This window comes from Corynebacterium jamesii (assembly GCF_046097395.1).
Classification (GTDB): Bacteria; Actinomycetota; Actinomycetes; order Mycobacteriales; family Mycobacteriaceae; genus Corynebacterium.
In genome coordinates this window covers 1,823,322-1,848,324 of sequence record NZ_CP175789.1, presented here as the reverse complement: position 1 = coordinate 1,848,324, position 25,003 = coordinate 1,823,322, and the positions used below count along the sequence as shown (strand labels likewise).

General features: G+C 62.4%; 21 protein-coding genes. 12 read left to right on the top strand and 9 right to left on the bottom strand.

Features of this window, described 5'->3' with window-relative positions:
- Positions 1-161 precede the first annotated feature (161 nt).
- Both ACKFRT_RS08205 and ACKFRT_RS08200 read left to right on the top strand, forming a co-directional pair.
- Positions 162-1,325, top strand: coding sequence for a cystathionine gamma-synthase (locus ACKFRT_RS08205; protein WP_408924958.1), 1,164 nt, complete (start codon positions 162-164; stop codon positions 1,323-1,325).
- A gap of 12 nt (positions 1,326-1,337) precedes the next feature.
- A complete protein-coding gene (locus ACKFRT_RS08200) occupies positions 1,338-1,769 on the top strand; it encodes a hypothetical protein (RefSeq protein ID WP_408924957.1) in 432 nt (143 codons plus the stop codon).
- A 34-nt stretch (positions 1,770-1,803) separates the two neighbouring features.
- Here the strand turns inward: ACKFRT_RS08200 and ACKFRT_RS08195 are convergent, their stop codons facing one another.
- From ACKFRT_RS08195 to ACKFRT_RS08185, 3 genes are all read right to left on the bottom strand, one after another.
- Positions 1,804-2,478, bottom strand: coding sequence for a hypothetical protein (locus ACKFRT_RS08195; RefSeq protein ID WP_408924956.1), 675 nt, complete (start codon positions 2,476-2,478; stop codon positions 1,804-1,806).
- 410 nt (positions 2,479-2,888) lie between these two features.
- Entirely contained in the window at positions 2,889-3,935 is a 1,047-nt protein-coding gene (locus tag ACKFRT_RS08190) for a hypothetical protein (RefSeq protein WP_408924955.1), read from the bottom strand.
- A 197-nt stretch (positions 3,936-4,132) separates the two neighbouring features.
- Positions 4,133-5,176 carry a hypothetical protein gene (locus ACKFRT_RS08185; protein ID WP_408924954.1) on the bottom strand — a complete coding sequence of 348 codons (1,044 nt, stop codon included), beginning with the start codon at positions 5,174-5,176 and terminating at the stop codon, positions 4,133-4,135.
- Between the two features lie 181 nt (positions 5,177-5,357).
- Here ACKFRT_RS08185 and ACKFRT_RS08180 point away from each other — a divergent pair, with 181 nt between their 5' ends.
- Positions 5,358-6,140, top strand: a complete 783-nt coding sequence (locus tag ACKFRT_RS08180) for an SDR family oxidoreductase (RefSeq protein ID WP_296216071.1) — start codon at positions 5,358-5,360, stop codon at positions 6,138-6,140.
- Positions 6,141-6,167: 27 nt separating this feature from the next.
- Here the strand turns inward: ACKFRT_RS08180 and ACKFRT_RS08175 are convergent, their stop codons facing one another.
- Complete coding sequence (locus ACKFRT_RS08175; RefSeq protein WP_296216073.1) at positions 6,168-6,485, bottom strand: YbjQ family protein; 318 nt, start codon at positions 6,483-6,485, stop codon at positions 6,168-6,170.
- A 150-nt stretch (positions 6,486-6,635) separates the two neighbouring features.
- Here ACKFRT_RS08175 and ACKFRT_RS08170 point away from each other — a divergent pair, with 150 nt between their 5' ends.
- Positions 6,636-7,457 carry an NAD-dependent deacylase gene (locus tag ACKFRT_RS08170; RefSeq protein ID WP_408924953.1) on the top strand — a complete coding sequence of 274 codons (822 nt, stop codon included), beginning with the start codon at positions 6,636-6,638 and terminating at the stop codon, positions 7,455-7,457.
- 18 nt (positions 7,458-7,475) lie between these two features.
- Here the strand turns inward: ACKFRT_RS08170 and ACKFRT_RS08165 are convergent, their stop codons facing one another.
- Positions 7,476-9,872, bottom strand: a complete 2,397-nt coding sequence (locus ACKFRT_RS08165) for an acyltransferase family protein (protein ID WP_408924952.1) — start codon at positions 9,870-9,872, stop codon at positions 7,476-7,478.
- A 113-nt stretch (positions 9,873-9,985) separates the two neighbouring features.
- Here ACKFRT_RS08165 and ACKFRT_RS08160 point away from each other — a divergent pair, with 113 nt between their 5' ends.
- Entirely contained in the window at positions 9,986-10,495 is a 510-nt protein-coding gene (locus ACKFRT_RS08160) for a flavodoxin family protein (RefSeq protein ID WP_408924951.1), read from the top strand.
- A gap of 6 nt (positions 10,496-10,501) precedes the next feature.
- Here ACKFRT_RS08160 and ACKFRT_RS08155 read toward each other — a convergent pair whose 3' ends face one another.
- On the bottom strand, positions 10,502-10,855 hold the full coding sequence (locus ACKFRT_RS08155) for a hypothetical protein (protein WP_408924950.1): 354 nt from the start codon (positions 10,853-10,855) through the stop codon (positions 10,502-10,504).
- A 109-nt stretch (positions 10,856-10,964) separates the two neighbouring features.
- On the opposite strand from ACKFRT_RS08155, the gene ACKFRT_RS08150 reads away from it, so the two are divergent.
- Together ACKFRT_RS08150 and ACKFRT_RS08145 are read left to right on the top strand one after the other, a co-directional pair.
- On the top strand, positions 10,965-11,936 hold the full coding sequence (locus tag ACKFRT_RS08150) for a nitronate monooxygenase family protein (protein WP_296216078.1): 972 nt from the start codon (positions 10,965-10,967) through the stop codon (positions 11,934-11,936).
- Positions 11,937-11,985: 49 nt separating this feature from the next.
- The gene (locus tag ACKFRT_RS08145; protein WP_296216079.1) at positions 11,986-12,369 is read left to right on the top strand and encodes a DUF488 domain-containing protein; all 384 of its coding nucleotides are present in this window, start codon (positions 11,986-11,988) and stop codon (positions 12,367-12,369) included.
- A 19-nt stretch (positions 12,370-12,388) separates the two neighbouring features.
- Here ACKFRT_RS08145 and ACKFRT_RS08140 read toward each other — a convergent pair whose 3' ends face one another.
- Positions 12,389-13,459, bottom strand: coding sequence for an alpha/beta hydrolase family esterase (locus tag ACKFRT_RS08140; protein WP_408924949.1), 1,071 nt, complete (start codon positions 13,457-13,459; stop codon positions 12,389-12,391).
- Positions 13,460-13,667: 208 nt separating this feature from the next.
- On the opposite strand from ACKFRT_RS08140, the gene ACKFRT_RS08135 reads away from it, so the two are divergent.
- Positions 13,668-13,985, top strand: a complete 318-nt coding sequence (locus ACKFRT_RS08135) for a GlsB/YeaQ/YmgE family stress response membrane protein (protein ID WP_296216081.1) — start codon at positions 13,668-13,670, stop codon at positions 13,983-13,985.
- Between the two features lie 33 nt (positions 13,986-14,018).
- On the opposite strand, the gene ACKFRT_RS08130 is transcribed toward ACKFRT_RS08135, so the two are convergent.
- Positions 14,019-14,360, bottom strand: coding sequence for a hypothetical protein (locus tag ACKFRT_RS08130; protein WP_296216082.1), 342 nt, complete (start codon positions 14,358-14,360; stop codon positions 14,019-14,021).
- 452 nt (positions 14,361-14,812) lie between these two features.
- Between ACKFRT_RS08130 and ACKFRT_RS08125 the strand changes: the two genes are divergently transcribed.
- Positions 14,813-15,481, top strand: a complete 669-nt coding sequence (locus ACKFRT_RS08125) for a DNA-3-methyladenine glycosylase I (RefSeq protein WP_408924948.1) — start codon at positions 14,813-14,815, stop codon at positions 15,479-15,481.
- Positions 15,482-15,487: 6 nt separating this feature from the next.
- Here ACKFRT_RS08125 and ACKFRT_RS08120 read toward each other — a convergent pair whose 3' ends face one another.
- Positions 15,488-17,800, bottom strand: coding sequence for an FAD-dependent oxidoreductase (locus ACKFRT_RS08120; protein WP_408924947.1), 2,313 nt, complete (start codon positions 17,798-17,800; stop codon positions 15,488-15,490).
- Positions 17,801-18,152: 352 nt separating this feature from the next.
- Between ACKFRT_RS08120 and gltB the strand changes: the two genes are divergently transcribed.
- Genes gltB through ACKFRT_RS08105 form a run of 3 tightly spaced genes read left to right on the top strand, consistent with a single transcriptional unit; the run spans position 18,153 to position 24,991 of the window.
- Positions 18,153-22,760 carry a glutamate synthase large subunit gene (gene gltB / locus ACKFRT_RS08115; protein ID WP_408924946.1) on the top strand — a complete coding sequence of 1,536 codons (4,608 nt, stop codon included), beginning with the start codon at positions 18,153-18,155 and terminating at the stop codon, positions 22,758-22,760.
- Positions 22,761-24,299, top strand: coding sequence for a glutamate synthase subunit beta (locus ACKFRT_RS08110; protein WP_296216089.1), 1,539 nt, complete (start codon positions 22,761-22,763; stop codon positions 24,297-24,299).
- A complete protein-coding gene (locus tag ACKFRT_RS08105) occupies positions 24,296-24,991 on the top strand; it encodes a LysE family translocator (RefSeq protein ID WP_408924945.1) in 696 nt (231 codons plus the stop codon). Before ACKFRT_RS08110 ends, ACKFRT_RS08105 begins: the two co-directional genes overlap by 4 nt.
- The last annotated feature ends 12 nt before the right edge of the window (positions 24,992-25,003 follow it).

Sequence of the window (25,003 nt, the reverse complement as noted above, 5' to 3'; positions counted from 1 at the left end):
TTCCAAACACCAAGAGGAAAAACCAAGAGTTAGCCCCCATCGTTGTCTCCAACTAGACTGCTTGGTCTATAATCGTTGAAACGATGCCCGCCGGGCTGTGAATTCCCGGCGCAGATAAGCACGAAGACGCGCTACCAGCACTAGTTCGAAGAGGAGTTTCCATGGCCCACAACACAGATGCCATCCACGCAGGCTACGAGCCCGACGAGTTTATGGGCTCCATCAACATTCCGATCTACGCCTCCACTACGTTCGCCCAGAACGCGCCGAACGACTTGCGCGGAGGCTACGAATACGGCCGCGTGGCCAATCCGACCGTCGACTCGCTGGCTCGCACCATTGCCGCCCTTGAGGGTGGAGAGCACGGTCGCGTGTACTCCTCCGGAATGGCTGCTACCGATCACCTGCTGCGTGTGCTGCTGCGCCCAGGCGACCATCTGATTATGGGGCACGACGCTTACGGCGGCACGTATCGCTTGATCGCAACGGCGTTCAAGGACTGGAATGTGGACTTCACCGTGGTAGACACGACCGACCCCGAGGCCGTCCGCGCGGCGCTAACCCCGCAGACGAAGCTGGTGTGGTTGGAGACCCCGACGAACCCGCTGCTCGCTGTGTCCGACATCGCTGCCATCGCTGCGGTTCTCGCCGACGAGTTTGGTAGTGACGCCCTTACGCGCCCGAAGCTCGTCGTGGATAACACCTTCTGCAGCCCCTACCTGCAGCGTCCCCTAGACCAGGGGGCAGACGTGGTGCTGCACTCCACCACCAAGTACATCGGCGGCCACTCCGATGTGGTCGGCGGCGCGATCGTCAGCAACGACGCACAGCTGGATGAGGACCTGGACTTCCTACTCGGCGGTGCCGGTCCGATTGCCTCGCCTTTCGATGCCTACCTGAATGCCCGTGGTCTGAAGACCCTGGGTGTGCGCATGGACCGCCACTGCTCGAACGCACAGGCCATTGCGGAGTTCTTTGACTCCCGCGACGAGGTTGCGACCGTCCTGTACCCGGGCCTGCCACAGCATCCGGGGCATGAGGTAGCCAAGCGTCAGTCCACCGGCAAGGGGTTCGGCGGCATGATCTCCGTGCGCTTCCACTCCGAAGAGGCGGCGCTGAAGTTCTGCCAGTCCACCAAGCTGATCTGCCTGGCGGAATCGCTGGGTGGTGTGGAATCTCTGTTGGAGCACCCGGCGACGATGACTCACCAGTCCGTGGCGGGTTCCCAGCTGGAGGTTCCACGCGACCTGGTGCGCCTCTCCATCGGTATCGAGGATCTGGAGGATCTGCTCGCAGATGTCGCGCATGCTCTGGAGCAGCTTTAAACTAATGGACTTATGAGGTCCATTTCTTTCCCGTCTTTCCAGCCCTCCAAGTCTCTAGCTGCGCTGACCACCGCGAGCGCCCTAGCCGTCGGCGTTGTGGGCGCTGCTCCGGCGCAGGCCATTGCACCGTCCGAGGGTAAGGGCTCCAGCACTGTCCCGATTGCTCAGCCGGTCGACCCGGATCACAATCCGAACAATCCGCAGGCGACCAACGAAGGTTCGTTGGCCAGCAGCGCGGAGCACGCAAACCCGGGCGCAGAATGGCTGCTGAAGACCTTCCCGCTGGGCAGCACCGACCCGGCAGGTTCTTTGGGTGAAGATGCGCCGCCGATCGCGGGCATCTTGGCCTGGGGCGGCGGCATCGCCGGAGTAGTCGCCCTGGGCGCCGCGGCAGTTGCCGGCTACCAGCACGCCGTGCAGCAGGGCTGGATCCAGCCGCTGTAGAGCCCGTCCGGGCTGTTTGGGTCTTTCGGGCTTTTTAGTAGCCCATCTCGCGGAACGTTTCTTCGATATCCTCGGGCCCGTACGTGCGGATCTTGGTCTGCATCACAATATTCTTCTCTTGATTAATGACGAAGATGTTGGTGGATAGAACCGTATCCAAGTAGCCCGCGAAGTTGTTCGGGTCACCGCTGATGACCTTCGCGGTTCTGGTGCTGAGCGACGAGACTTTCATGTCCGCGTATTCTTCGTCCTCAATGAACTCCACGACCGCGTCGTTCAGAACTGTGCCGGGAATACCACGGCAGCGGATGGCCTTCATTTCCCGTTCAGGGCGCGAACGGTCGTCGTAGCGGAGCATCAACGTAGTGTCGTAGCAGCCCCTCACCAGTTCGTTGAGCTTCGCCGGCATTGCGGACTTGTACGGTTCCGTGGGGCCAGTCTCGGGGCGTTCTTCTTCGTCGCCATCTTCAGCCTGCTCCTCGTCAGAGCTTCCCTCGGAGGTCTGTTGCTCCTCAGCGCTTTCGTCGGAGCCCTGGTCGGAGTTGTCTTCTGAATTCTCCGCGGAGTTTTCTCCGAAGCTCTCCCCAGCGTTTTCTCCATCGTTTTCCCCAGATCCGGCAACCTCCGAGGATTCTGTGTTCTTCGAGGAGGCCTCTTCATCGTCCTTCTGCAGAAAGAAGAACCCGCCGACAGCGAGGGCGATAACCACGAGGAGGGCGATAATTATGCCGATTGCCTTGCCTTTACCCCCGCCTGTGCGGGAGGTGGTGCCTGGCCTATTTGGCTCATTTGGTTCGCCAGGCTGCCTCTGCTGGTTGTAACCCCCCCTGCGCAGTGGGCTGCCCGAAGTTGCCAGGATGATTCTGCGGTTCGGTGGGGTAGTGCCCCTGGTCTTGCACCCACTTCTTTGGCCCGCGAGAGGAATCAGCGCCGGTGACATCTGGGTTGGAGTTGCTTCCATAAGGATTGTTATTCGTCATCAGGAAGAAGCCCTTAAGGTGAGAATGTAGATCACAAGTAGAATGCGCCTAGCCCCGGAAGAGTGGGAAGCTGTAAGAGCTACCTGGCTTTTCCGGGGTGCAGGAGTGCTAAGCGGAGCAATAGGAGATCATCGCTGGTCTAGCTGGAGTAACCCATCAGCTCAAGCAACTGTTTCGCGTCCTCAGGCTCGCTGCCGAAGAGCTCAGATTCCATCAGAACATTCTTGTCCTTATTGACAAGGAAGACGTGAATCTTGAACTTCTCCTCGACATATCCGGCGTACTCGTTCGGATCGTCGTTGACGATCGTGGCGTTAGCGTTCTTGTAATCCTTGGTCTTCATTTCGGCGTATTCCTTGTCGTTGACGAAGTCAACGCTCCAATATGCCCACGGCGTACCGCGAACGCCCTTACATGCAGCACCCGTCATATCACGGTTCTTCTTGCTCGGATCGTCGTACCGAAGGGTGAAAGTACCTTCCTCGCACTTGTTGATGACATCGTTGACCTTCGCCGGCATTGCGTCCTTGTAAGTGGACGGCAGGGAATCATCCGGGCCGCCGATATCGCCGCGCTTTGCTGGGGTCTCGGTGGGAGTGGATTCAGACGAGGAGGTTTCCTCAGTGCTGGACTCTTCGGAGCTATTCTCGGGGCTGGATTCTTCTGTGGTGCTTTCATTGCCGGAGGACTCGGAAGTGGAAGCCTCGTCAGAGCTCGATTCTTCATCGTCCTTGGCCAGCAGGAAGTAGCCACCGACCGCAAGGGCAATCACAACGGCAAGGGCGGCGATAATTCCGATGACCTTGCCGGTTCCTCCGCCGCCACCGGAGTTCTGAGCTTGACCATAGGCGGCATAATCGCCACCGCCGAAGGGGTTCTGGCCCGGCTGACCTTGTTGCCCCGGCTGGCCGTAGCCACCCTGGTAGAAAGGATTCTGTCCGGGCTGGCCGCCCATGCCAGGCTGACCGTAGTTACCGGCCTGGTTCTGCTGTGCTCCAGACTGCTGGGCACCGTACTGTTGTGCATCGCCGTACTGTTGGCCACCCTGTGCCTGGGGCTGGCCCTGCGGCTGGTTCTGGCCTGCGTCCCACTGAGTTGTCTCGTCGGCGGGGTTGGAGTTGTTGAAGGGGTTACCTCCGTTATTTCCGCTCTGGTTGGGGTTGTTGTCGAATGGGTTGTTCGTCATCGTGGTTAAGTCCTTAAAAGTTATTGAAACTTCTTAACAGCCGGAGCCTGGAAAGTAAAAGTATTTTACGTGGGTGGATGGCACTTGCCAGGCACACTCAGTAGGTCGAATGATCCGAAACCCCTACGTTGTTCCGTTCCGTTACAAACTGGGTGGAATAGGGGGAACGATGGGGGGATTACTCGTTTTCGGTGCGGTTAGGGCTTCTCGTAACCAAGAGCTGTGAGAACGTCTTCCAGTGTGGATTCCTCCTCGAAGAGCATCTCGCACTCCAGCACGACACCCTCGGCCTGGTTGACGATGAAGATAAGCGGTTTCATATCGTCCATCACATAGCCCGCAAAGTTATTCGGGTCGTCAGACCAGACTGTGGCGCTATGGTCCTTGAGGTATTTGATTTCTTTCGGTGCGTACTTTACGTCGTGCATAAGATCAATCTTGTTGAAATCCCATGGAGAATCCCACACACCCTGGCACTGCATGCCGGGAACCTCGCGGTTATTTTCCCGCTTAAGTTTGAAAGTTCCAGACGCGCAGTTGTGAACCAGATCCTGCAACTTCTTCGGCATCGCGTTGGCGTACTTCTTTTTCAAGGAATCGTCCGGGCCACCGGTTTCGCCACGCTTGCGTGGCTCCTTGCCAGCGTCCGTGGTTTCCGAAGTGGAGGTCTCTGAGCTAGAGGATTCCGAGCTAGAGGACTCCGAGGTGGAAGATTCAGTGCTGGACTCGGAAGAGCTCTCGCTGGATTCTTCCGACGAGCTAGTAGATTCCGAGGAGGATGCCTGCTCGGATTTGCTGTCGTCATCCTTGCTCAGCAAGAAGTAGCCGCCGATGATCAGGCCGATAACCACGATTGCGGCGACGATAATGCCAATGATCTTGCCGCCGTTTCCGCCACCACTGCCGCCGGCGTTTCCTGGTTGGCCATAAGCCCCATAAGGCTGAGCGGTAAACGGGTTCTGGCCTGGCTGACCCGGCTGGCCCGGCTGGCCGTAACTCTGGCCGTACCCTTGCTGGTTGTAGCCCTGCTGACCGTAACCCTGGCCGTAGTTTTGCTGGCCAGGGTCCCCCTGGCCGTACCCTTGCTGGTTGTATTCCTGCTGACCGTAGCTCTGGCCACCCTGATACTGCTGACCACCCTGGTACTGCTGGCCGAACGGGTTCTGGTTCGGATCCTGCCCCGGGTTATTCTGAGAGCCATCGCCGGCGCCAGGGAAGCCGCCACCGTAGTTATTAGACATAAGAATTCCTTAGGAGAGGGTTATAATCTTTTATTACACAAAAGATTAATGCATTAACTTGAGCGCTGCATCGTTCTGCACGGTTACGTTCCCCCGCCAGGGTTACGCCCCTCCCTCAACGACGGTGGAATCAACGCAGAACCGATCCCGCCGCCCCGCTCCGGCGGCTACATTGGAGCTTATGAGTTCTAAGGATTCAGAGACTACGACCAGCCTCAACCCATCGTTAAACACCCGCGTCGCCATTGTCACCGGCGCGAGTGCCGGCATTGGCGAGGCTACTGCGAAGCTGCTGGCTGCGGATGGCTGGCACGTCGTGGTGGCTGCCCGCCGTGCGGAGAGGCTAGAGCAGGTCGTGCAAGAGATCGCCCAGGAGGGCGGTAAGGCTACGCCCCTTGTTCTCGATGTGACGGATGGGGCGTCAATAAGTAATTTCACCGCGGCCGTAGCCGAGCTGACGGGCTCCAAGGTGGATCTGCTGGTCAACAACGCGGGTGGCGCGCGGGGCCTCGATCCGGTGCTGGAGGCCAATCTAGAGGATTGGCGTTGGATGTTCGAAGCGAACGTGATGGGTACCCTCGAAGTCACCCGCGCGCTGTTTGATCAGCTGCAGGTGGCCGAGGCGCCGCAGGTAATTAACGTTGTCTCCGTCGCAGGTCGTGGTGCTTACCGCGGGGGAGCGGGCTACAACGCGGCGAAGTTCGGGCAGACCGCCCTGACGGATGTGATGCGCATGGAGTTCGCTGAATCGGGCGTGCGCGTCTGCCAGGTGGACCCGGGTCGTGTGGCCACGGATTTCAGCCTGAATCGCTTCAAGGGCGACGCAGAACGCGCGCAGGAGGTCTACGCGGACAAGCTGAATCTACAGGCAGAGGATATTGGCGAGACCATTCGCTGGATTGCGAACCGCCCTCGCCACATGGATGTCGAGTCGATCATGATCCGACCGCTCGACCAGGTGTAAACCCGGCTGGCACCGGGTTAAACGTCCTTACTGAAAGGTGACGGCAGTGCCGGTTGCGCTGACCATCACCATGCCGCCCTGACCCAGGGTTTCGTAGTCTACGTCCACGCCGACGATGCCGTGCGCGCCCATCTCCAGCGCGCGATCCACCATCTCCTTCAGGGCGGACTCGCGAGCCTGCAGGATCTCGCCCTCGTATGCGGAGGAACGGCCACCGGTGATGTTGCGGAAGCCCGCACCGATGTCCTTGAACATGTTGATGCCGGCAACGGTCTCGCCAGAGACGATGCGCAGGTACTGCGCAATGGTGTGGCCCTCGACGGTGTTGGTGGTAGTGACGATCATGGTTGTTGACCTTTCTGCGATTCTCTCTTAGTGGCTCTGTCCTAGTGACGCCCACATTCCCGAGGGCGAGCCTATGCCACCGACTATAGAGGACTGTGGTGGCGTTACGCCCTCAAAAACGTCACTTGGCCTTCCAGCTAGTCTGAGGGCATGGTCACCGTGATCGCCAGCCCACAGTCCACCGCCGACACGCTCCAGCCGCTGACGTTGGAAGATCTGCCGAGAGACCTCGTTGCCGCACTACGCGGCGCAAACTACGTGGAGTTTTTCACCGGGGCGGGCATGTCCGCCGACTCTGGGCTAGATACCTTCCGCGACGCGCAAACCGGAATCTGGTCGCATGTTGACCCGCAGGCGATGGCCAGCCTGGATTCCTGGGCGCAGGATCCCGAGCCCATGCTTGCCTGGTACCTCTGGCGGGCGGTGCTATGCCGCCGCGCAGAGGCAAACGCGGGGCACCGGGCGATAGGGCAGTGGGCGCAGCGAGGGGGCGTCACCGTACACGTAACAACCCAGAACATCGACGACCTGCACGAGCGTGGCGGCAGTAAGAATGTGGCGCACTTACATGGCAGCCTGTTTCGCTATCGATGCAGCATTTGTAGCAAGCCTGCGCGCATGCCGGAGCTGCCCGAAAAGCAGGTAGAACGGGCAACGCCACCGACGTGCTCGCTGTGCGGGAACCCGGTTCGCCCGGGCGTGGTGTGGTTCGGCGAGCCACTACCGCACCGGGAGTGGCAGGCCGCCGAAGACGCGATGCGGGCGGCAGATCTGGTGGTGATTATTGGTACGTCCGGGGTGGTGTGGCCCGCCGCGGGCCTGCCAGCAATCGCGGCGGAAAAGGGCACACCCATTGTGGAGATCTCGCCTGCCCGGACGGATCTGACGGACATGTGCACGTGGTCGCTGCGGACCACCACGGCGAACGGCACGCCGCTGTTAGTAGAGGCAGGGGAGCCAGGAGGGAGCTAAACCCACGCAGACCGCAGATTAGTTCTGCGGGTTAGGCGGCGCCTGCTGGTTATGCTTCGGCATCAGCCCGACGTTCATCGGCGGGATCTTGTGGTTAGGGTCGAACATCTGCGCCTCCATTTCCGGGGCGAGGGTCTCGGCGAAGACGTTGTTGTAGTGGTGCGCATCGCGGTAGACCGCCATGTTGCCGATCACCGACGGGCACCAGTCCTCGCGGCAGACGGCCGCGGTGAGGTCCATCAAGGTGACATCCATGCCCCTGTAGGCCTCGATCGACGGATCCTCGGGCAGCAGGGACTTCCAGACATTCTGCCCACACTCGGCGTTGATGGCCAGCACCTCGTCGAAGTTCGGGCGGCCCGGGTTAGCCAGGCCGGGGAAGTCCGCGTTCTCGGAAGCCTCGCCGCTCTTGCCCTCCATCATCTCGGCCACGCAGGTGCGCATGTCGCGCGGCGCGCCCTTCTCGTTGGTCTGCCACGGGTTATCGCGCATCAGCCAGCTGTGGATGCCCTGGTCGGTGAAGCTCTGCACCAGATCCTTGTACTCCTGCGGAACCTGCTCCGGGCCGCCACCGCCAATGGAGGTTGGGCGGGTGCCGGTCATAAAGATGCCCTCTGTTGGCGGATTCTCCTTGATGTATTCCACAACCTTCTCCGACCAGCTGATGCAGGTCGGGTACGGGTCGCCGTTGACGCGGGTGATCTTAGCGTTCACCGGGCAGCCCATCTTCAAGATCGGGATCATCTTCACGTGGCGGTTACGGCCCACGATGTCCAGCGCCGGCATGTAATGCTCGGAGTGCGAGCCACCGATCACGTAGATGGTCTTATCGGAGTTCACGTCGCCGTAGGCGCATTCCTCGTCGGAACGGTTGTAGTTCTTCTTCAGAATCAGCGCATCGCTGTCGAAGCCGATCTGGCAACCATCCGGCTGGGTCGGTGGCAGCAGCGAGCGGAAGTCCTCCAGCGGCGGCACCAGCGGCATGTTCTCCGGCACGGGAGCATTGACCAGGAAGCTGGCCGCGCCGGGGTAGATCGATCTATCGTCGGCCAGGTCCCACAGCTGTTCGCTGTTTACGTCCTCGCGGTGCTGAAGGTAGGTAGGCGACGCCACCACGGCCCCAGCGATTACCAGAATCAGCACAGCGTAAATAGCCTTCGGCCACGCGGAAAGGGACTTGGCCCAGTACTTCGGGCTCAGCAGAACCCAGTTGCGCTGAGGCTTCTTACCCTGGCGCAGCAAACGCTCGATCAGCCTATTGGACAGCCACGCCAGAACCACGCTGCCCGCGATCACGGCCGCGCCGAGGGCGGGGCTGACCTTGGGAACGTTGAAGTAGTAGACGCACAGCACCAGAATCGGCCAGTGCCAGACGTACAGCGCGTAGCTGATGCGGCCTAAGAACTGGAACGGGCGGGTCAGCAGCAGGCGAGTCACGCCCACCGGCTCGCCGGAGTGCCCGGACAGGACAACCAGCAAAGCTCCGACCAGCGGAATCAGCGTCCACGGCCCGGGGAACTGGTCCGCGCCGTCCAGGAACAGGCCGGTGCTGATGATCATGGCCAGGCCGACAATGCCCATGACCGTGCGGGTCCACCGGCCCAGCGGGCGCAGGACAGGGTTACCGTTAGCGTCACGACGCAGCAACAGCATGCCCAGCAAGCCACCCAGGCCGATCTCCCAGAAGCGGCTCAGCGTGGAGTAGTAGTTGATGGTCTGGTCTTCGAAGTGGAAGTACGTGGCGTAGGCAAAGGAAAGCACCGTGGCGGCGGTGAGCACCACCAGTAGTGCTTGGCGGGCGTACTTTCGGAAGACCAGGGCAAGCAGGGTGATGACCAGCAGTGATCCAACGTATATCTGCAGCTGTGCCGACATGGACCACAGGTGCTGGAAGGGGCTGACCGTGGTGCGTACAGAGGTGTACTCGCGGCCGGAGTACGCCAATTGCCAGTTGATGTAGTAGCCCAGGGCAGCCACTGCATCCTTCGCCATCTGCACGTGCACCAGGCGGTTCATTAGCAGCAGCGAGGCCGCCAGCACACTGGCGACCACCACCGCAAGCAACGGGAACAGGCGCCTAATGATGCGAATGAGCGACTGAACGAAGGTGAGCCCCTTCGGGTTCTGCGCATTGCGCAGCTGGCTGCCGAAGAAGAAAATGCCGCCGAGCAGCAGGAACACGTCCACGCCCGAGCTGACCTTGCCGACGAAGACGTGGAAGACCACAACCAGGCCAATGGCCAGGCCGCGGAGGCCTTCGATGTCGTAGCGCATCGTCGCAGATTGTGCGCCGGACTTACCGGAGGTGCCCTTTTGCTTGCCGCTTGGCTCCGCCGACTGCTTTACTTTAGTGGCGCTAGACTGCTCTGCCTTTTCTGCCGCGTTGTCTTCCGCCGAAGATTTTCCCTGTGCCATAACTCGAATCAGTCTATTGACGGGCAGGAAAAATTTCGAAACGACTCACCCGATAAGGCACAAAGCGAGGTGCTAATTACGCCCAACTCGTCAGGATCGGTAGCGTGGATTTCATGAGCGAGACTGCCACCAGCGACAGCCCAGTAAACATCCTTGTCGTCCACCACAGCCCTACGGAGAAGGCGCAGAAGTTGGCCGAGACGGTGCTGCAGGCTGCGCGCTCCGCCGCCGACGAGGTGAATGCGGAGCTGGGGGAGCCAACCGTGCGGGTGCTGGAACGCCAGGCGCTGGAACCGGATGTAGAGGAGTTGCGGGGCGCGGCCGCGGTCATCCTGGGAACCACCGCCAACTTCGGCTACATCTCCGGCGCGCTGAAGCACTACTTCGACACGGTGTACGTGCCTGTCCTGGAAGAAAAGAAAGCCACCCCCACCAGCTGGTGGATCCGAGGTGGCTACGACACGACGGGTGCGGAGAAAGCCATACGCTCCATCCTCACGGGTCTGGAGTGGGAAACGGCCGCTGAACCTGTCGAGTTCACGGGAGACATCGAGCCCCACCTGGCGCAGCTTGAGGCGATGGCTCAGGCTGTGGTGGGCCAGGCTGTGGCGTCTATAACCTAAGGGCTTTTAGCGCTGGTCGGACAGTGCGTACGCAGCACCGGCGACCGCAGCGGTGACGGACAGAACCGCCGGCCACGGCCCGATCTTCTTGGCCAGGGGGTGGGAGAGGCCGAACGCGCCGATGTATCCAGCCGTCAGACCGGCGGCCACCCCCGTGCCCGCCTTGGCGTTCCAGGAACGGGCAGCGTAGCTACCGGCGGCGGCCAGGATCACGCCCCCGAGCGGACGAATGCCAGTCTCGCGGGCAGTCAGCCAACCACCGACCAGGCCGGTGGCAACGACGGCCGCGGTATTGACCTCCTTCGCGGGCTTCAGCGAGGCAGTGGGCTTGAGCTTATGGAGCTGGTTCTTCTTAGACATGTGATCAACCCTACGCCGGTACTGGGGGCCGGGCTTCGGAAATGACACTGAAGGACGACTAGGGTGGCAGACAGACATTTATTTTCAGAACCATGAGGAGGCCAATTTCATGGTTGAACGCATAGATACCCGCTTGACCAAGCTGTGGGGAATCGACAAGCCTATTATCGGCGCTCCGATGGCGGGGCGCTCCGACGGCAACCTGGCGGCCGCGGTGAGCCGCGCCGGGGGTCTGGGAATGTTCGGTGCAGGTGCCGGTTCCAAGCCGGAATGGATCTTAGAGAATGCCCGCATCGCCGCCGAAGCTGGCCCCTACGGCATAGGGTTAATGGTCTGGGCGCTGGAGGATAACCCCGCCCAGTTCGATGCAGTGCTAGAGGCCAAGCCGACGGTAGTGAGCCTGGGCTTCGGCGACCCGAAGCCGTACGTGGACCGCGCCCACGAGGCCGGGATCTCCGTCGTGGCGCCGATCAACACCATGGCGCAGCTCCGCCAGGCGCTGGCCGCGGGCGTGGACGCTGTATGCGTGCAGGGTACAGACGCTGGCGGGCATACCGGGCGTATCGGGACCCTGCCGCTGCTGCAGATAGTCATGGAGTACATGCAGGTCAACGCGCCGGGAGTGCCGATCGCCGTGGCCGGCGGTATTGCCACCGGTCGAGGTGTGGCCTCTATTCTGATCGCGGGTGCGGACGCAGCATGGGTGGGTACCGCACTGCTGGCCTCCCCCGAAGCCACCGGGGCGCCGGAGCTGCGCGCGGCCGCTATCAAGGCCACCGCTAGCCGCACGGTCTTGACGGACATCTACGACCGTGCCGAGGCGCAGAAGTGGGATACGGAAAAGTGGCCCACCCGCACCGTGCGTAATGCCTTTGTGGATGTGTACGGCCCGTTGTCGGACGCCGGAGAGGTTACCGACGACGAGTTGATCGCTGCCCGTGCCCAGGGCGGGGACTTCGCTGATGAGCTGAAGCTGCACGCCGGCCAAGGCGTGGAACTGTTGCGCGCCGAGGTGCCCGCGGGCGAGGTTGTGCAGAGCATGCATGACGAAGCGCTGCGCTGCCTCGGGCGTTTCTCCTAAACGGGAAGACGCAAGAACGAGGAGGCGCAAGGGCAAAAGAGGAGTCAGCATGGACATCGACCGCGTATACAACTGGCGCGACCGGAAGCGTGAGGGCTTATTCTTAGTGGATCGGTTGTGGCCGAGGGGCGTCAAGAAAGAAAGCCTGGATCTGACTGGGTGGCCGAAAGAGCTCACGCCGAGCAGCGACTTGCGCAAAGAGTTTCACGCTGGCTTGAGCTTTGCGGAATTCCGCGAGCGCTACGAGGCGGAACTGGAACAGCGGCACGAGGCGGGGGAGTTGGAGGACGCGCTGGCCGAATTGCGCGAATATCAGGAGCGGGCGGCGGAGCAGGGAGCTCCGGAACTCCTGTTGTTGTTTGCGGCAAAGGAAAAGGAACACAACCATGCGGTTGTGCTCCGAGATTGGCTTGCGCCGCAGCTAGACAGCTAGGGCGCTGGTCGCCCCAACGCTAGAGGCGCTGGCGGGATAGGAAGTTCCAGACCTCCTGGGAAGCATCCGGAACGCGGTTCCAGGTGTGGTTCTGCGGGTTCAGGATCAGCTGCAGCTCCTTGCGGGCGCACGGGTAAACGTGGCGCTCGCCACCGCGGATGCGAGTGATGCGCGGCGGGTAGCCGCAGCCATTACGCTTCGCGTAGCTGCCAACCAGATCGCGAACAGCCATGTAGTGGGCGCCGTTGTGGCGGTAGCCGCCGTTGATCTTCATCATCGTATCGCCACGGCCGTGCATGATCAGGAACGGAATCGCGCGGTTCTTGCAGCCACGGTTCACTGGATCGTAGAAAGCGCCACCGACTGCGGCAGCACCGGCGAAGATGTGCGGCAGGTGGCAGGCGACGACGGCAGTCATGCCACCGCCGTTGGAGTGACCGGTGGCGTAGATACGGCCACGGTCGATGTTGTAAGTACGGTCGATCTCATCAATGATCTGGACGATGAACTTCAGATCCGTGCCACCCTTCACAACCGCGTACGGGGCACCTTCCCAGCCGTGCTTGATGGACTCCGGGAAAATCTTGATGGCCTGCTGACGTGCGCCAGTTTCGTACAGGCGGGAGTAGCGGCGGAAGTTCTCCGGGGTGTCGCGCCAGCCGTCGAAACCGAAGATCACCGGAGCGGGGCGTGCCGGGTTGTAGTGGGTCGGCATCTCCAGGATGTAGCGACGGTTATAGCCAGCGGAGCGGGTGTACACGCTGATCTGGCGGCCGTTGCCGATGCGCGGTGCGGGCTTAGCGTTGTTCACGCGCTTCGGGCCCGCCTTCGGCTTGGGCTTAGCCGGAGCTGGCGGCTGCAACATACGCTGCAGGTCAGCCGAACCGGCGGGCAGTGGCGGGAGCTCCGGCAGCGGCGGCAACTTCGGCAGCGGCGGGAGCTGTGGTACGGAACCCTGCGGGGCAGCGTCTGCCTCCGGGGCGTTGTACGTGGCCACACCCGCTGCGCCGAACGCAGTGGCTAGCACGAGGGAGAGAGTCACGGCAATGCGCTTAAAGGAAGCGAAGAAGGAACTGAGAGATTGTTTCACGGGCGTGACTATACAGAACCTGTGAGTATGCTGCCAATCTTGTAAGCGGGGGGATGGGGAAAATAGAGAAGAATATCGCTGCAGGTAGGCGCACAAAGCGGGGGGTGCACAAAGCGGGGAGGCGCATAAAGACGGATTCGCTTAGCAAGAAGAAAATAAATCTGTTTACCTGTAGAGGAACCCTGGGAAGGCCGGTACAGTTACGGGTATGACTACTGAATTTCTTGCAGCAAACTCCTTCCTACTCGCAGATGGCTCCGCTGTTCCCCCGCTGGGCATGGTCGGTTGGGTAATTATCGGTGGCCTGGCTGGCTGGATCGGTTCCAAGATCATGGGTACCGACGAGCAGATGGGCTTCTTCCTCAACATCATCGTCGGTATCATCGGCGGCTTCCTGGGCGGCTGGCTCCTCGGCCTGCTGGGTGTCGGCAGCGGCGGCTGGATCTGGAGCTTCCTGACCTGCCTGCTGGGCGCCTGCCTGCTGATCTTCATCGTGGGCCTGGTTACCGGCAAGCGTAAGAAGTAAAATTCTTTAGCTGGTTAGCGCCCCGAGGGGGCGTTAACCCAAGACCAGCATCGACAGCGCACCTTCACTGAAGCGTGCGCTTTCGCTTTCTAGGCCGTGGCCCAGCCACAGCACGAGAAGTAAAACGATCAGCGCGCAAATGATGAACAGTAGCGTGCCGATGAAGATATAAGAGCGGAAGATGCCGCCCTTGGCTTCTTCCCGAACAGGCGCCTCGACGGTCGGTCGGGCGCCTTTTTTCTTCGGTTTTACGGCGGGCGAGCCCGTCTCATCGATAAAGCCACCCCGACGGACGGGGACTGCCCTGAAAGTACCCGTATCGTGTTGCTGGCTCGCCGCAACCTCTGCGGTGCCAGCCTTGGGATGGCTTTCCATCGTTTCCTTCCATCTGTGGGACATAACGTCCCGTGGTCTTCAAGTTGCGTGGTAGAGGGGGATTCGCGCCAGTGTGGTGGGTGCGGCGAAACCCCTGCAAGTATTCGCAGGGCTGAGTGGAGCTCTACAAAAACGTAAAGAGTGAGGAAGATAAACAGTCGAATCTGTTGGGTTGCCTTAAGCCTAGTCCCACAATTTCTACATGTTGAGACCCGACCCCATTCTAGGGGTGGAATACCAGGTAACTCCGCAGGGCTCCACCCCCAAGCAGGGTTATGCACAACCTGGCTGGCCTGTGGATAACCTCGCCCTGTGGGAGGGGGAGCGACCTTATTGGGCGGAGCCTGTCCGACCTTTTTATTACGCTGTTGATTGTCTACCAGCGCCCCCGAGCGCACACCAAATTTCACGCCACATGTTTTTGGCGGTAGTTGAAAGTAGAAAGGATCCCGATGGACGGCAATCGCCAACTCCTCACCACCAGCACCGGGCAGCTTATTGACGAGGCGGGAGTGGCCCGACCGCCGTGGGCGTACCGCAGCGAGATCGAGCTGGATTATTACGACAACGAGTGGGGCCGTCCCGTCATTACGGAGCACGGCCTGCTGGAGCGCATCGTCCTCGAGGGCTTCCAATCTGGTCTGTCGTGGGCCACCATCCTGCGGAAGCGGCGCGATTTTCGCTCTGTGTTCTTTCTTTTTGACGCCCAACGCATCGCCGAAATGAGTGAACCCCAACGGCGCGCTGCTCTGCAGGACGTACGTTTGATTCGGAATGCTCGGAAGCACGAGGCGCTGTACGAAAACGCGAAGGCGACCATGGAGCTGCGCCGTGCGGAGGAATACCGGGAACTGCCGGAGGATTCGCCCGCCCGTGAGGTACTGGGCGGGGCGGCAAACAGGCTGGCACCGGGGTTACCCGTGTTGATCTGGTCCTTCACGCCGGCGGAACACACGCGGCCCACATCGCTAGATGAAGTGCCCTCGACGTCGTCGGAGTCTAAGGCTTTGGCAAAGGAGCTGAAGCGCTGGGGTTTCCAGTTCGTCGGCTCCACCACCTGTTATGCGCTGATGCAGGGCATCGGCATGGTGGATGACCGGGTGGTGGAGCCCGAAGAGTAGTAGCCCCTAGATCTTTGCGGCTAGCTCCACTGCCTGGCGGATGGCGCGCTTCGCGTCCAGTTCCGCGGCGACGTCCGCGCCACCGATGATGTGAGCGTCGGAGGCGCCTTCCGGGCGCACGGACTCCTGGCCGGTACACAGCACGACTGTATCGACGTTGATCACGCGCGCTTCGCGGTTTTCCTTGGTCTCCCGCTCGATCTGCTCCAACAGCTCCTGCTTCTCGGCGCGATCCAGCGTGCGACCCTCGAAGGTGCCGGACTTGATCTCCTTGATCTTCTTCAACGTGACCTTCGGATCCTCCACTGGAACGGTGATGTGCAGGCCGTCGGAGTCGATCTTTTCGTATGTCACACCCACAATCTGCTCCGCGCCACCCATAGCGACCGATGCGCGGTGGACCCAACCGGTCGTCTTCCCCAGCGAGCGGCCCATGCGAGTGGGCTTGCGTTGCAGCATGACCACGCGGCGCGGCGGGCGTTCCGGCTTGGGGGTGGAGAGGTTGCCCTGCACATCGGAATCCTCGACCACGCCCCACTGGCTATTCCAGGAAGTCAGGGACTGCGGCTCGCCCTGGCGATCCTCCAGCAGGAACTCCGCAACGTCGTAGCCGATGCCGCCGGCGCCGATGACGGCCACGTACTCGCCCGGAGCCTTCTTGCCGGAGATCAGCTCGGCGTAGGTGGCGACGGTTACGCCGTCGATGGTGCCCTCCAGTCCCTCGGCCACGCCCGGGAACTCCGGTACGCGCGGGCGCACGCCTGTTGCTACCACGACCTCCTCGAAGCCTTTGGCCTTGAGCTCTTCCGGGGTCACGGCCTTGCCGGTGGAGATGTTCACCTTCAGCCCCTCCAGGCGGCTGACCACCGCGTACAGAGCCTGCACGAACTCCTCCTTGCCCGGTACGCGCATCGCTAGGTTGAACTGGCCACCCAGGGTGTCGGCGGCCTCGTAGACGGTAACGTCGTGGCCGCGCAGAGCCAGCGCCTCGGCTGCAAATAGTCCGGCTACGCCGCCGCCGATCACGCCGACCTTCTTAGTGCCCTGCGCGGGCAGCAGTTCCAGTTCAGTTTCATAGGCAGCGCGCGGGTTCACCAGGCAAGTTGCGCGCTTGTTGCCGAAGGTGTGGTCCAGGCAGGCCTGGTTGCAGGCGATGCAGTGGTTGATCTCGGCGTTCAGGCCGCGCGCGGCACGATTTACAAACTCCGGGTCCGCCAACAGCGGGCGGGCCATGGAGACAAGGTCGGCCTGCGGGGTGCCGGCAGGTTCGCCGTTGCCCCCATCCCAGGTGCCGTCCAGTACAGCCTCGGCAACCTCCGGGGTGTTGATGCGGTTGGAGGCCACCACCGGAATGTTTACGTGCTCGCGCACTTTCTGGGTGGCCCAGGCGAAGGCGCCCCGCGGCACGGAGGTCACGATTGTTGGGATCTGTGCCTCGTGCCAGCCCACGCCGGAGCTCAGCATGTCGGCGCCGGCTTCCTCAATCTTCTTGGCCAGCTGCAGAATCTCCTCCTGGGTCTGGCCGTCTTCGACTAGCTCCAGCACAGAGATGCGGTAGTCGATGATGAAGTCCTCCGGCACCTTTGCGCGGATCGCCTTCACAATCTCTACGGGGAAGCGCTGGCGGTTTTCCACCGAGCCTCCCCACTGGTCGGTGCGCTGGTTCGTGCGCTCTGCGAGGAACTGGTTAATCAGGTAGCCCTCGGAACCCATCACCTGCACACCGTCGTAGCCTGCGTCGGCGGCGAGGGCGGCGGAGGTGGCGTAGGCCTCGATAAGGCTTTCTACCTCTTCGCCTGTCATCTCGCGGGCGGGGAAGGGGCTGATGGGCGACTGCGAGGCGGAGGCGGACTGCACCAACGGGTGGTAACCGTAGCGACCCGCGTGCAGCAGCTGCAGCAGGATCTTCGCACCGCCGGCGTGGACGGCATCGGTCACCTCACGGTGAGCTTCGGCGATCTCCGGGGTGTTAAACGGGGTGCCGTAGGGGGTCAGGTTGCCCTCCATGACCGGTGGGTAGCCACCCGTCACCATCGCGGCCACGCCGCCTTCGGCGCGGGCGGCGTAGAAGGCCGCCAGCTTCGGTACGTCCTCGGTGGCATCCTCCAGGCCGGTGTGCATAGAACCCATGATCACGCGGTTGCGGAAGGTGGTCTTACCAACCTGGATGGGGGAGAGCAGCGTCTTGTAGTCGGTGGCGGGATCCTCCGCGGGGGTGGCGGTAAGGCTAGCCGCACCCGGTGCGGTCGACAGAGGGAGGAGGGTGTGGACGGAAGAATTCGCGGAAGCAGTGGCGTCGGTGGAAGGCTGGTTCGTCATGGGGGCAATTATTCCTAAGAAAGTAAAAAGTTGTGGGGCTTTTTGAGAAACCGAGAGCATTCGCCCGAGGCGGGTTAAAGTATGTATCAAAATGTGAGTAATGCATCTCAATCATCGCTGTTCAGAGTGATTCCGGTCACACCAAACGGGGAGCCTAGTTTGAGTAAGGCAATCCTAATTTTGTCTGTTCGCGCCTATCGGTGCACTCTAGATAACCCATGACGAAATGATGTGATCAGAACTACAACTGATTCCTGGTGGAGATACGAGTCACCACCTGATCGGCGATCCGATTGCAACTTTATTCGCATATGCAAATGCAGTACCTGTGACGAGAGTTAGGCCGTAAATCATGAAAAACTACCCTGCACGCCAGGGTCTTTACGACCCCCAGTTTGAGCATGATGCGTGTGGTGTCGCCTTCGTGGCTGACATGCACGGCCGCGCGACACGCGACATTGTGGACAAGGGCATTCAGGCCCTCGTGAACCTGGACCACCGCGGAGCAGCGGGAGCAGAGAAGAACACTGGCGACGGCGCCGGCATCCTGATCCAGATCCCCGACCGCTTCTACCGAGAGGAGATGGCCAAGCAGGACATCACCCTGCCGCCGGCCGGGCAGTACGCCACCGGCATCGCCTTCCTCCCGAACTCCCGCATGGCCGCGCTCGACGCAGTGCGCGCCGTCGAGGCCATCGTTAAAGAAGAAGGTCTGAACCTCATCGGCTGGCGCGACGTGCCGGTCGACGACTCGAGCCTGGGCGCCATCGCGCGCGACGCCGAACCGCTGTTCCACCAGCTCTTCATCTCCGGTACTGACGCCGACGGCTCGCCTCTCGAGGGCCTGGAACTCGACCGTCGCGCCTTCTTCGTGCGCAAGCGCGCAGAGCGCGAGCTCGGCAGCAAGGGTCCGGGCGAGGGCTCCGGTGGAGACACGGTTTACTTCCCCTCCCTGTCCGCCCGCACGGTCGTTTACAAGGGCATGTTGACCACCCCGCAGCTGCGGGAGTTCTACCTGGACCTGCAGGACGAGCGCATGGAGTCTGCGCTGGCCATCGTGCACTCGCGCTTTTCCACCAACACCTTCCCGTCCTGGCCGCTGGCGCACCCCTACCGCCTGGTTGCTCACAACGGCGAGATCAACACTGTTCGCGGCAACGAGAACTGGATGCGCGCCCGCGAATCCCAGCTGCGCTCTGAGGTGCTGGGCGACCTGGATCGCGTGCTGCCGATCTGTGACCCGGAGGGCTCGGATACCGGCCGCTTCGACGAGGCCCTGGAGCTGCTGCACCTGGCTGGCCGTAGCCTGCCGCACGCTGTGCTGATGATGGTTCCGCAGGCGTGGGAACGTAACCCGCACATCGACCCGCAGGTGCGAGCGTTCTACGAGTACCACTCCAGCTTCATGGAGGCCTGGGACGGTCCGGCCGCCATCACCTTCACCGACGGCACCCTGATCGGCGCCACCCTGGACCGCAATGGTCTGCGCCCGGGACGCATCTGGATCACCAAGGACGGCCTGGTCGTTATGGCCTCCGAGGCCGGTGTGCTGGACATCCCGGACAGTGAGATCGTGAAGCGCACCCGCGTGGAGCCGGGCAGAATGTTCCTGGTTGATACTTCCCGTGGTTGCGTGGTCGAGGATGAGGAGATTAAGCAGACACTCGCCGACCAGCCCTACCAGCAGTGGGTAGAGGAGAACCTGGTTCACGAGTCCGACCTGCCGACCGCTGCCCCGATCGACATGAACCACGAGCGCATCGTCCTGCGCCAGCGCGTGTTCGGCTACACCGAGGAAGACCTCGAGACCCTGCTGCTACCGATGGCCGCCAAGGGTGCCGAGGGCATCGGCTCGATGGGTACCGATACCCCCATCGCCGCGCTTTCCGACCGTCCACGCCTGCTGTTCGACTTCTTCGCCCAGCGCTTCGCACAGGTCACCAACCCGCCGCTGGATAGCTACCGCGAGAAGATGGTCACCAGCATGTTCACCCAGCTGGGTGCACAGGCGGATGTTCTTAATCCTGGGCCCGACGCCGCCCACCGGATCCACCTGGACAGCCCGATTCTGGGTAACCAGACGCTGGCCAACCTGGCGAGTGCCGCGGAGAACGCCGAGGCCTCCGGCTCCGGTGCTGACCTCAGCGCGTTCAAGGCCGTGCGCATCCCGGGCCTGTACTCCGTCGCCCATGGTGGAAAGGGGCTGCGCGAGGCCATCAAGCGCGTCCGCCGCCAGGTCACGGAGGCCATCGAGGACGGCGCGACCATCCTGATTCTCTCCGATCGCGAATCCGACGAGCGCTACGCGCCGATCCCGTCCCTGCTGCTGACCAGCGCCGTGCACCACCACATGGTGCAGGAGAAGACGCGCACCCGCGCTTCCCTGGTAGTAGAGGCAGGCGGGGCGCGCGAGGTGCACCACCTGGCCATGCTCATCAACTTCGGTGCGGATGCCATCAACCCGTACATGGCGCTAGAGACCGTGCACGAGATGGCCAACGACGGACGAGTGGGCGTCGCCCCAGAAAAGGCTGAGGAAAACTACATCAGCGCCGCGACCACCGGCATCCAGAAGGTCATGTCCAAGATGGGTATCGCGACGGTAGCGAGCTACCGCGGCTCCCAGCTGGCCGACGTGGTGGGTCTGCACCAGAGCCTGCTCGACGAGTACTTCGTCGGCGCGTTCAGCCCCATCTCCGGCATCGGGCTGGACGAGATCGCCGACGACGTGGCCAAGCGCCACCGCGCGGCATTCCTGCCCCGCCCCGAGGAGCAGGCGCACCGCGAGCTGGAGATCGGCGGCGAGTACAAGTGGCGCCGCGAGGGTGAATACCACCTGTTCAACCCCGAGACCGTCTTCAAGCTGCAGCACGCGACCCGCACCGGCCAGTACCGCATCTTCAAGGAGTACACCGAGAAGGTCAACAAGCAGTCCGAGCGCCTGGCTACGCTGCGCGGCCTGTTCAAATTCAAGTCCAACCGCCCGTCGATCCCGATCGAGGAGGTCGAGCCGGTCAGCGAAATCGTGAAGCGCTTCGCCACCGGCGCGATGTCCTACGGTTCCATCTCCGCCGAGGCGCACGAGACCCTGGCAATCGCGATGAACCGCCTGAAGGGCATGTCCAACTCCGGTGAGGGTGGCGAAGATCCAGCTCGCTTCGAGCCGGAGCCCAACGGAGACTGGAAGCGCTCTGCCATCAAGCAGGTGGCCTCCGGTCGCTTCGGCGTGACCAGCCACTACCTGAACAACTGCACGGACATCCAGATCAAGATGGCGCAGGGTGCCAAGCCGGGTGAGGGCGGCCAGCTCCCACCGAGCAAGGTGTACCCCTGGATCGCCGAGGTGCGCGTAACCACGCCGGGCGTGGGCCTGATCTCCCCGCCGCCGCACCACGACATTTACTCCATCGAGGATCTGGCACAGCTGATCCACGACCTGAAGAACGCCAACCCGGACGCACGCATCCACGTTAAGCTCGTCGCCGAGCAAGGCGTGGGTACGGTCGCCGCCGGTGTGTCCAAGGCACACGCGGACGTGGTGCTGATCTCGGGCCACGATGGCGGTACCGGCGCCTCCCCGTTGACCTCCCTGAAGCACGCAGGTGGCCCGTGGGAGCTCGGCCTGGCCGAGACCCAGCAGACCCTGCTGATGAACGGCCTGCGCGACCGCATCACCGTGCAGTGCGACGGCCAGCTGAAGACCGGCCGCGACGTAGTCGTTGCCGCCCTCCTGGGCGCCGAGGAGTTCGGCTTCGCAACCGCTCCGCTTGTGGTTTCCGGCTGCATCATGATGCGCGTCTGCCACCTGGACACCTGCCCGGTGGGTGTGGCAACCCAGAACCCGGAGTTGCGCAAGCGTTACACCGGCCAGGCGGAGCACGTGGTGAACTTCTTCAAGTTCATCGCCGAGGAGGTTCGCGAGTACCTCGCCGAGCTGGGCTTCCGCACCCTGGAAGAGGCCGTGGGCCACTCCGAGTGCCTGACCGGCGGCGAGATGGAAGTCGAGCACAAGACGGCAGGCAAGCTGGATCTAGAGCCGATCTTCGCACAGCCGGAGAGCCCCTTTATGTTCCAGGATCTGCACCGCACCAAGGATCAGGATCACTCGCTGGACAAGGCGCTAGACAACCAGATCCGCAAGGACGCGGAAGATACGATCCGTCGCGCCGCTGCGGGCGAGGACGTATCGATCGACCTCAGCTACCCGATCACCAACGTCAACCGCACGGTCGGCACCATGACCGGCTCGCTGATCTCCCGCGTGGCCGGCCGCGATGGCCTGCCGCAGGATACGGTGAACCTGCAGTTCACGGGCTCTGCCGGTAACTCCTTCGGCGCATTCGCCACCCACGGCATGACGCTGACCCTTAACGGCGACGCCAACGACTACGTGGGCAAGGGCCTGTCTGGTGGCCGCATCGTCATCCGCCCGACGGCAGAGGACGCAGCCGAGGATGTTACCAGCGACGTTATCGCTGGCAACGTGCTGGGCTTCGGTGGCGTGCAGGGTGAAATGTTTATCCGCGGCACCGTGGGCGAGCGCTTCTGCGTGCGTAACTCCGGCCTCACCGCCGTCGTCGAAGGCGTAGGCAACCACGGCTGTGAGTACATGACCGGCGGCCGTGTCATCGTCCTGGGCAAGATCGGCAACAACTTCGCAGCCGGCATGTCCGGCGGCATTGCCTACCTGGTGGACGACGGTAGTGGCGTCACGAACAGAATCAACACCGAGCTCGTCGATATCGAAAAGATCACCGACGCCGAAGAACTGCGATGGGTGGAGCAGACGATCCAGACCCACCGCGACCTGACTGGGTCTACCGTGGAGGTCAACGCCGCGGACCTAATCAAGGTCATGCCCCGCGACTACGCGCGCGTGCTTAACACGATCGCACGGGCCGAAGCCGAAGGGCTCGACAAGGACGGCATCGCCGCCGCAATCATGGAGGAAGTGAAGTAAATGGCTGATCCACGCGGATTTCTGAAGAACCGCCGCGAGTCGGCGGCACACCGACCCGTCCCGCTGCGCCTGCTGGATTGGAATGAGGTCTACGAGGACTTCTCCGACGACAAGGTGCAGACCCAGGCCAGCCGCTGCATGGACTGCGGCATCCCGTTCTGCCACGACGGCTGCCCGCTGGGCAACATCATCCCCGAGTGGAACGACCTGGTGCGCAAGGGCAACTGGCGCGAGGCCTACGACCGCCTGCACGCCACCAATAACTTCCCGGAGTTCACCGGCCGCCTGTGCCCCGCACCCTGCGAAGGCGCCTGTGTGCTGGGTATTGGCGACGACCCGGTGAACATCAAAACCGTCGAATACACCATCGTCGAGCACGCTTGGAAGGAAGGCTGGATCCAGCCGATCAAGCCGAGCTTCAAGACGGGCCAACGCGTCGCCGTTGTCGGCTCCGGCCCCGCCGGCTTGGCCGCCGCACAGCAGCTGACCCGCGCGGGCCACGACGTGACCGTCTTCGAGCGCGCCGACCGCATCGGCGGACTGATGCGCTACGGCGTGCCCGAGTACAAGATGGAAAAGAAATGGATCGACCGCCGTCTGGAACAGATGGAGGCCGAGGGCACGAAGTTCGTCGTGAACACCTCGCCCACCGGCGAGCAGTTGAAGGAGTTCGACGGCGTGATCGTCGCCATCGGCTCCACCGTCGGACGTGACCTGCCCGTGGCGGGCCGCGACCTGAACGGCGTGTACCAGGCGATGGAGTACCTGCCCGAGGCCAACAAGGTCTGCGAGGGAGACCGCGAGGAATCCACCATCAGCGCCAAGGGCAAGCGCGTGGTCATCATCGGCGGTGGCGATACCGGCACCGACTGCTTCGGTACCGCGCTGCGCCAGGGTGCCATCGAGGTTTCCCAGTTCGACATCACCCCGAAGCCGCCGAAGACCCGCGGCGCGTCCACCCCGTGGCCGACCTACCCACGCATCTGGCGCGTAGCCTCCGCTCACGAAGAGGGCGAGTACCGCGTGACCGGCAACGAGTCCGCCGACGAGATCGCCGCCCTGGGGCTGGCCGAGCGCCAGCCGGGCGACGAGCTGGGCATCCGCCGCTACTCCATCAACACCGTGGAGATCACCGGCGACGGCGAGAAGGTTACCGGCCTGAAGGGCGCCGAGTGCCGCTTCGGCGAGAACGGCCTGGAGAACATCCCGGAGTCCGACTTCGAGATGGATGCAGACCTGGTGCTACTGGCAATGGGCTTTGTCTCCGTCGAAGAGACCCCGGTCGTGAAAGACTTGGGTCTGAAGATCGGTGAGCGCGGCCGCCTGGAGCGCGACGACACCTTCCGCGCCCAGGCCACCACCGCCGAGTTCGCGGACATCCCGGTCTTCGTCGCCGGCGACGCGGGCCGTGGCCAGTCTCTGATTGTGTGGGGCATTTCCGAGGGTCGTTCCGCGGCCGCGGAGCTGGACCGTGTGCTGATGGGCGAGACCGCCCTGCCGCGCCCGATCAACCCGACTGACGTGGCGATGCAGGCTTGAGCCTAGCCGCTTACCTAGGGCTGCTCGGTGCCTGGGTTCTGGCCATTACTGTGCCAGGCCCGGACACCGTGCAGCTCATTCGTTTAGGTGCCCGGTCGCGCCGCTCAGCGGTGTTCGCCGCCCTGGGGATCTGTACGGGCAATGTGTTGTGGCCGGTGGTCACGATGCTCGGTCTCGCCGCGTTGATCGCGACCTTCACGTGGATACTCACTGCGTTATACCTGTTCGGCGGCTGTTTCCTGATGTACATGGGTCAAGGCGCGTTCCGCTCCGGGTACGCAGATTGGCGCGCCCGGGCGGTCTTGCCCGCTGTTTCTATTAATGACGCCACCAGCACCTCAACGGCCGCAGATGGAGCACAGGCTGCTGCGCGTGCGCCGCTGGCGGACTTCGCTTCCTGGCGCCTGGGGCTTGCGACAAACCTTTCCAACCCGAAGGCACTGCTGTTCTTCGGATCGGTGTTCGCACAGTTCATCCCGGTGGACGTTTCCTTGCTGGATCGGCTGCTGGTGCTGCTATTGATGACCGTCGTGGGCGTGGCGTGGTTCTGCGGATTCGCTCTGGCGGTGGCCGCAGGGGCAGAGAAGATCCAGCGGATCACCCCCTTTATCGAAATGGTGGCCGGAGTGTTGTTCGTAGTGCTGGGCGCGTTTCTGGCCTACGAGGGCGTGCGCATACTGGTGGGCGGCTAAAGGCCGCTAGAC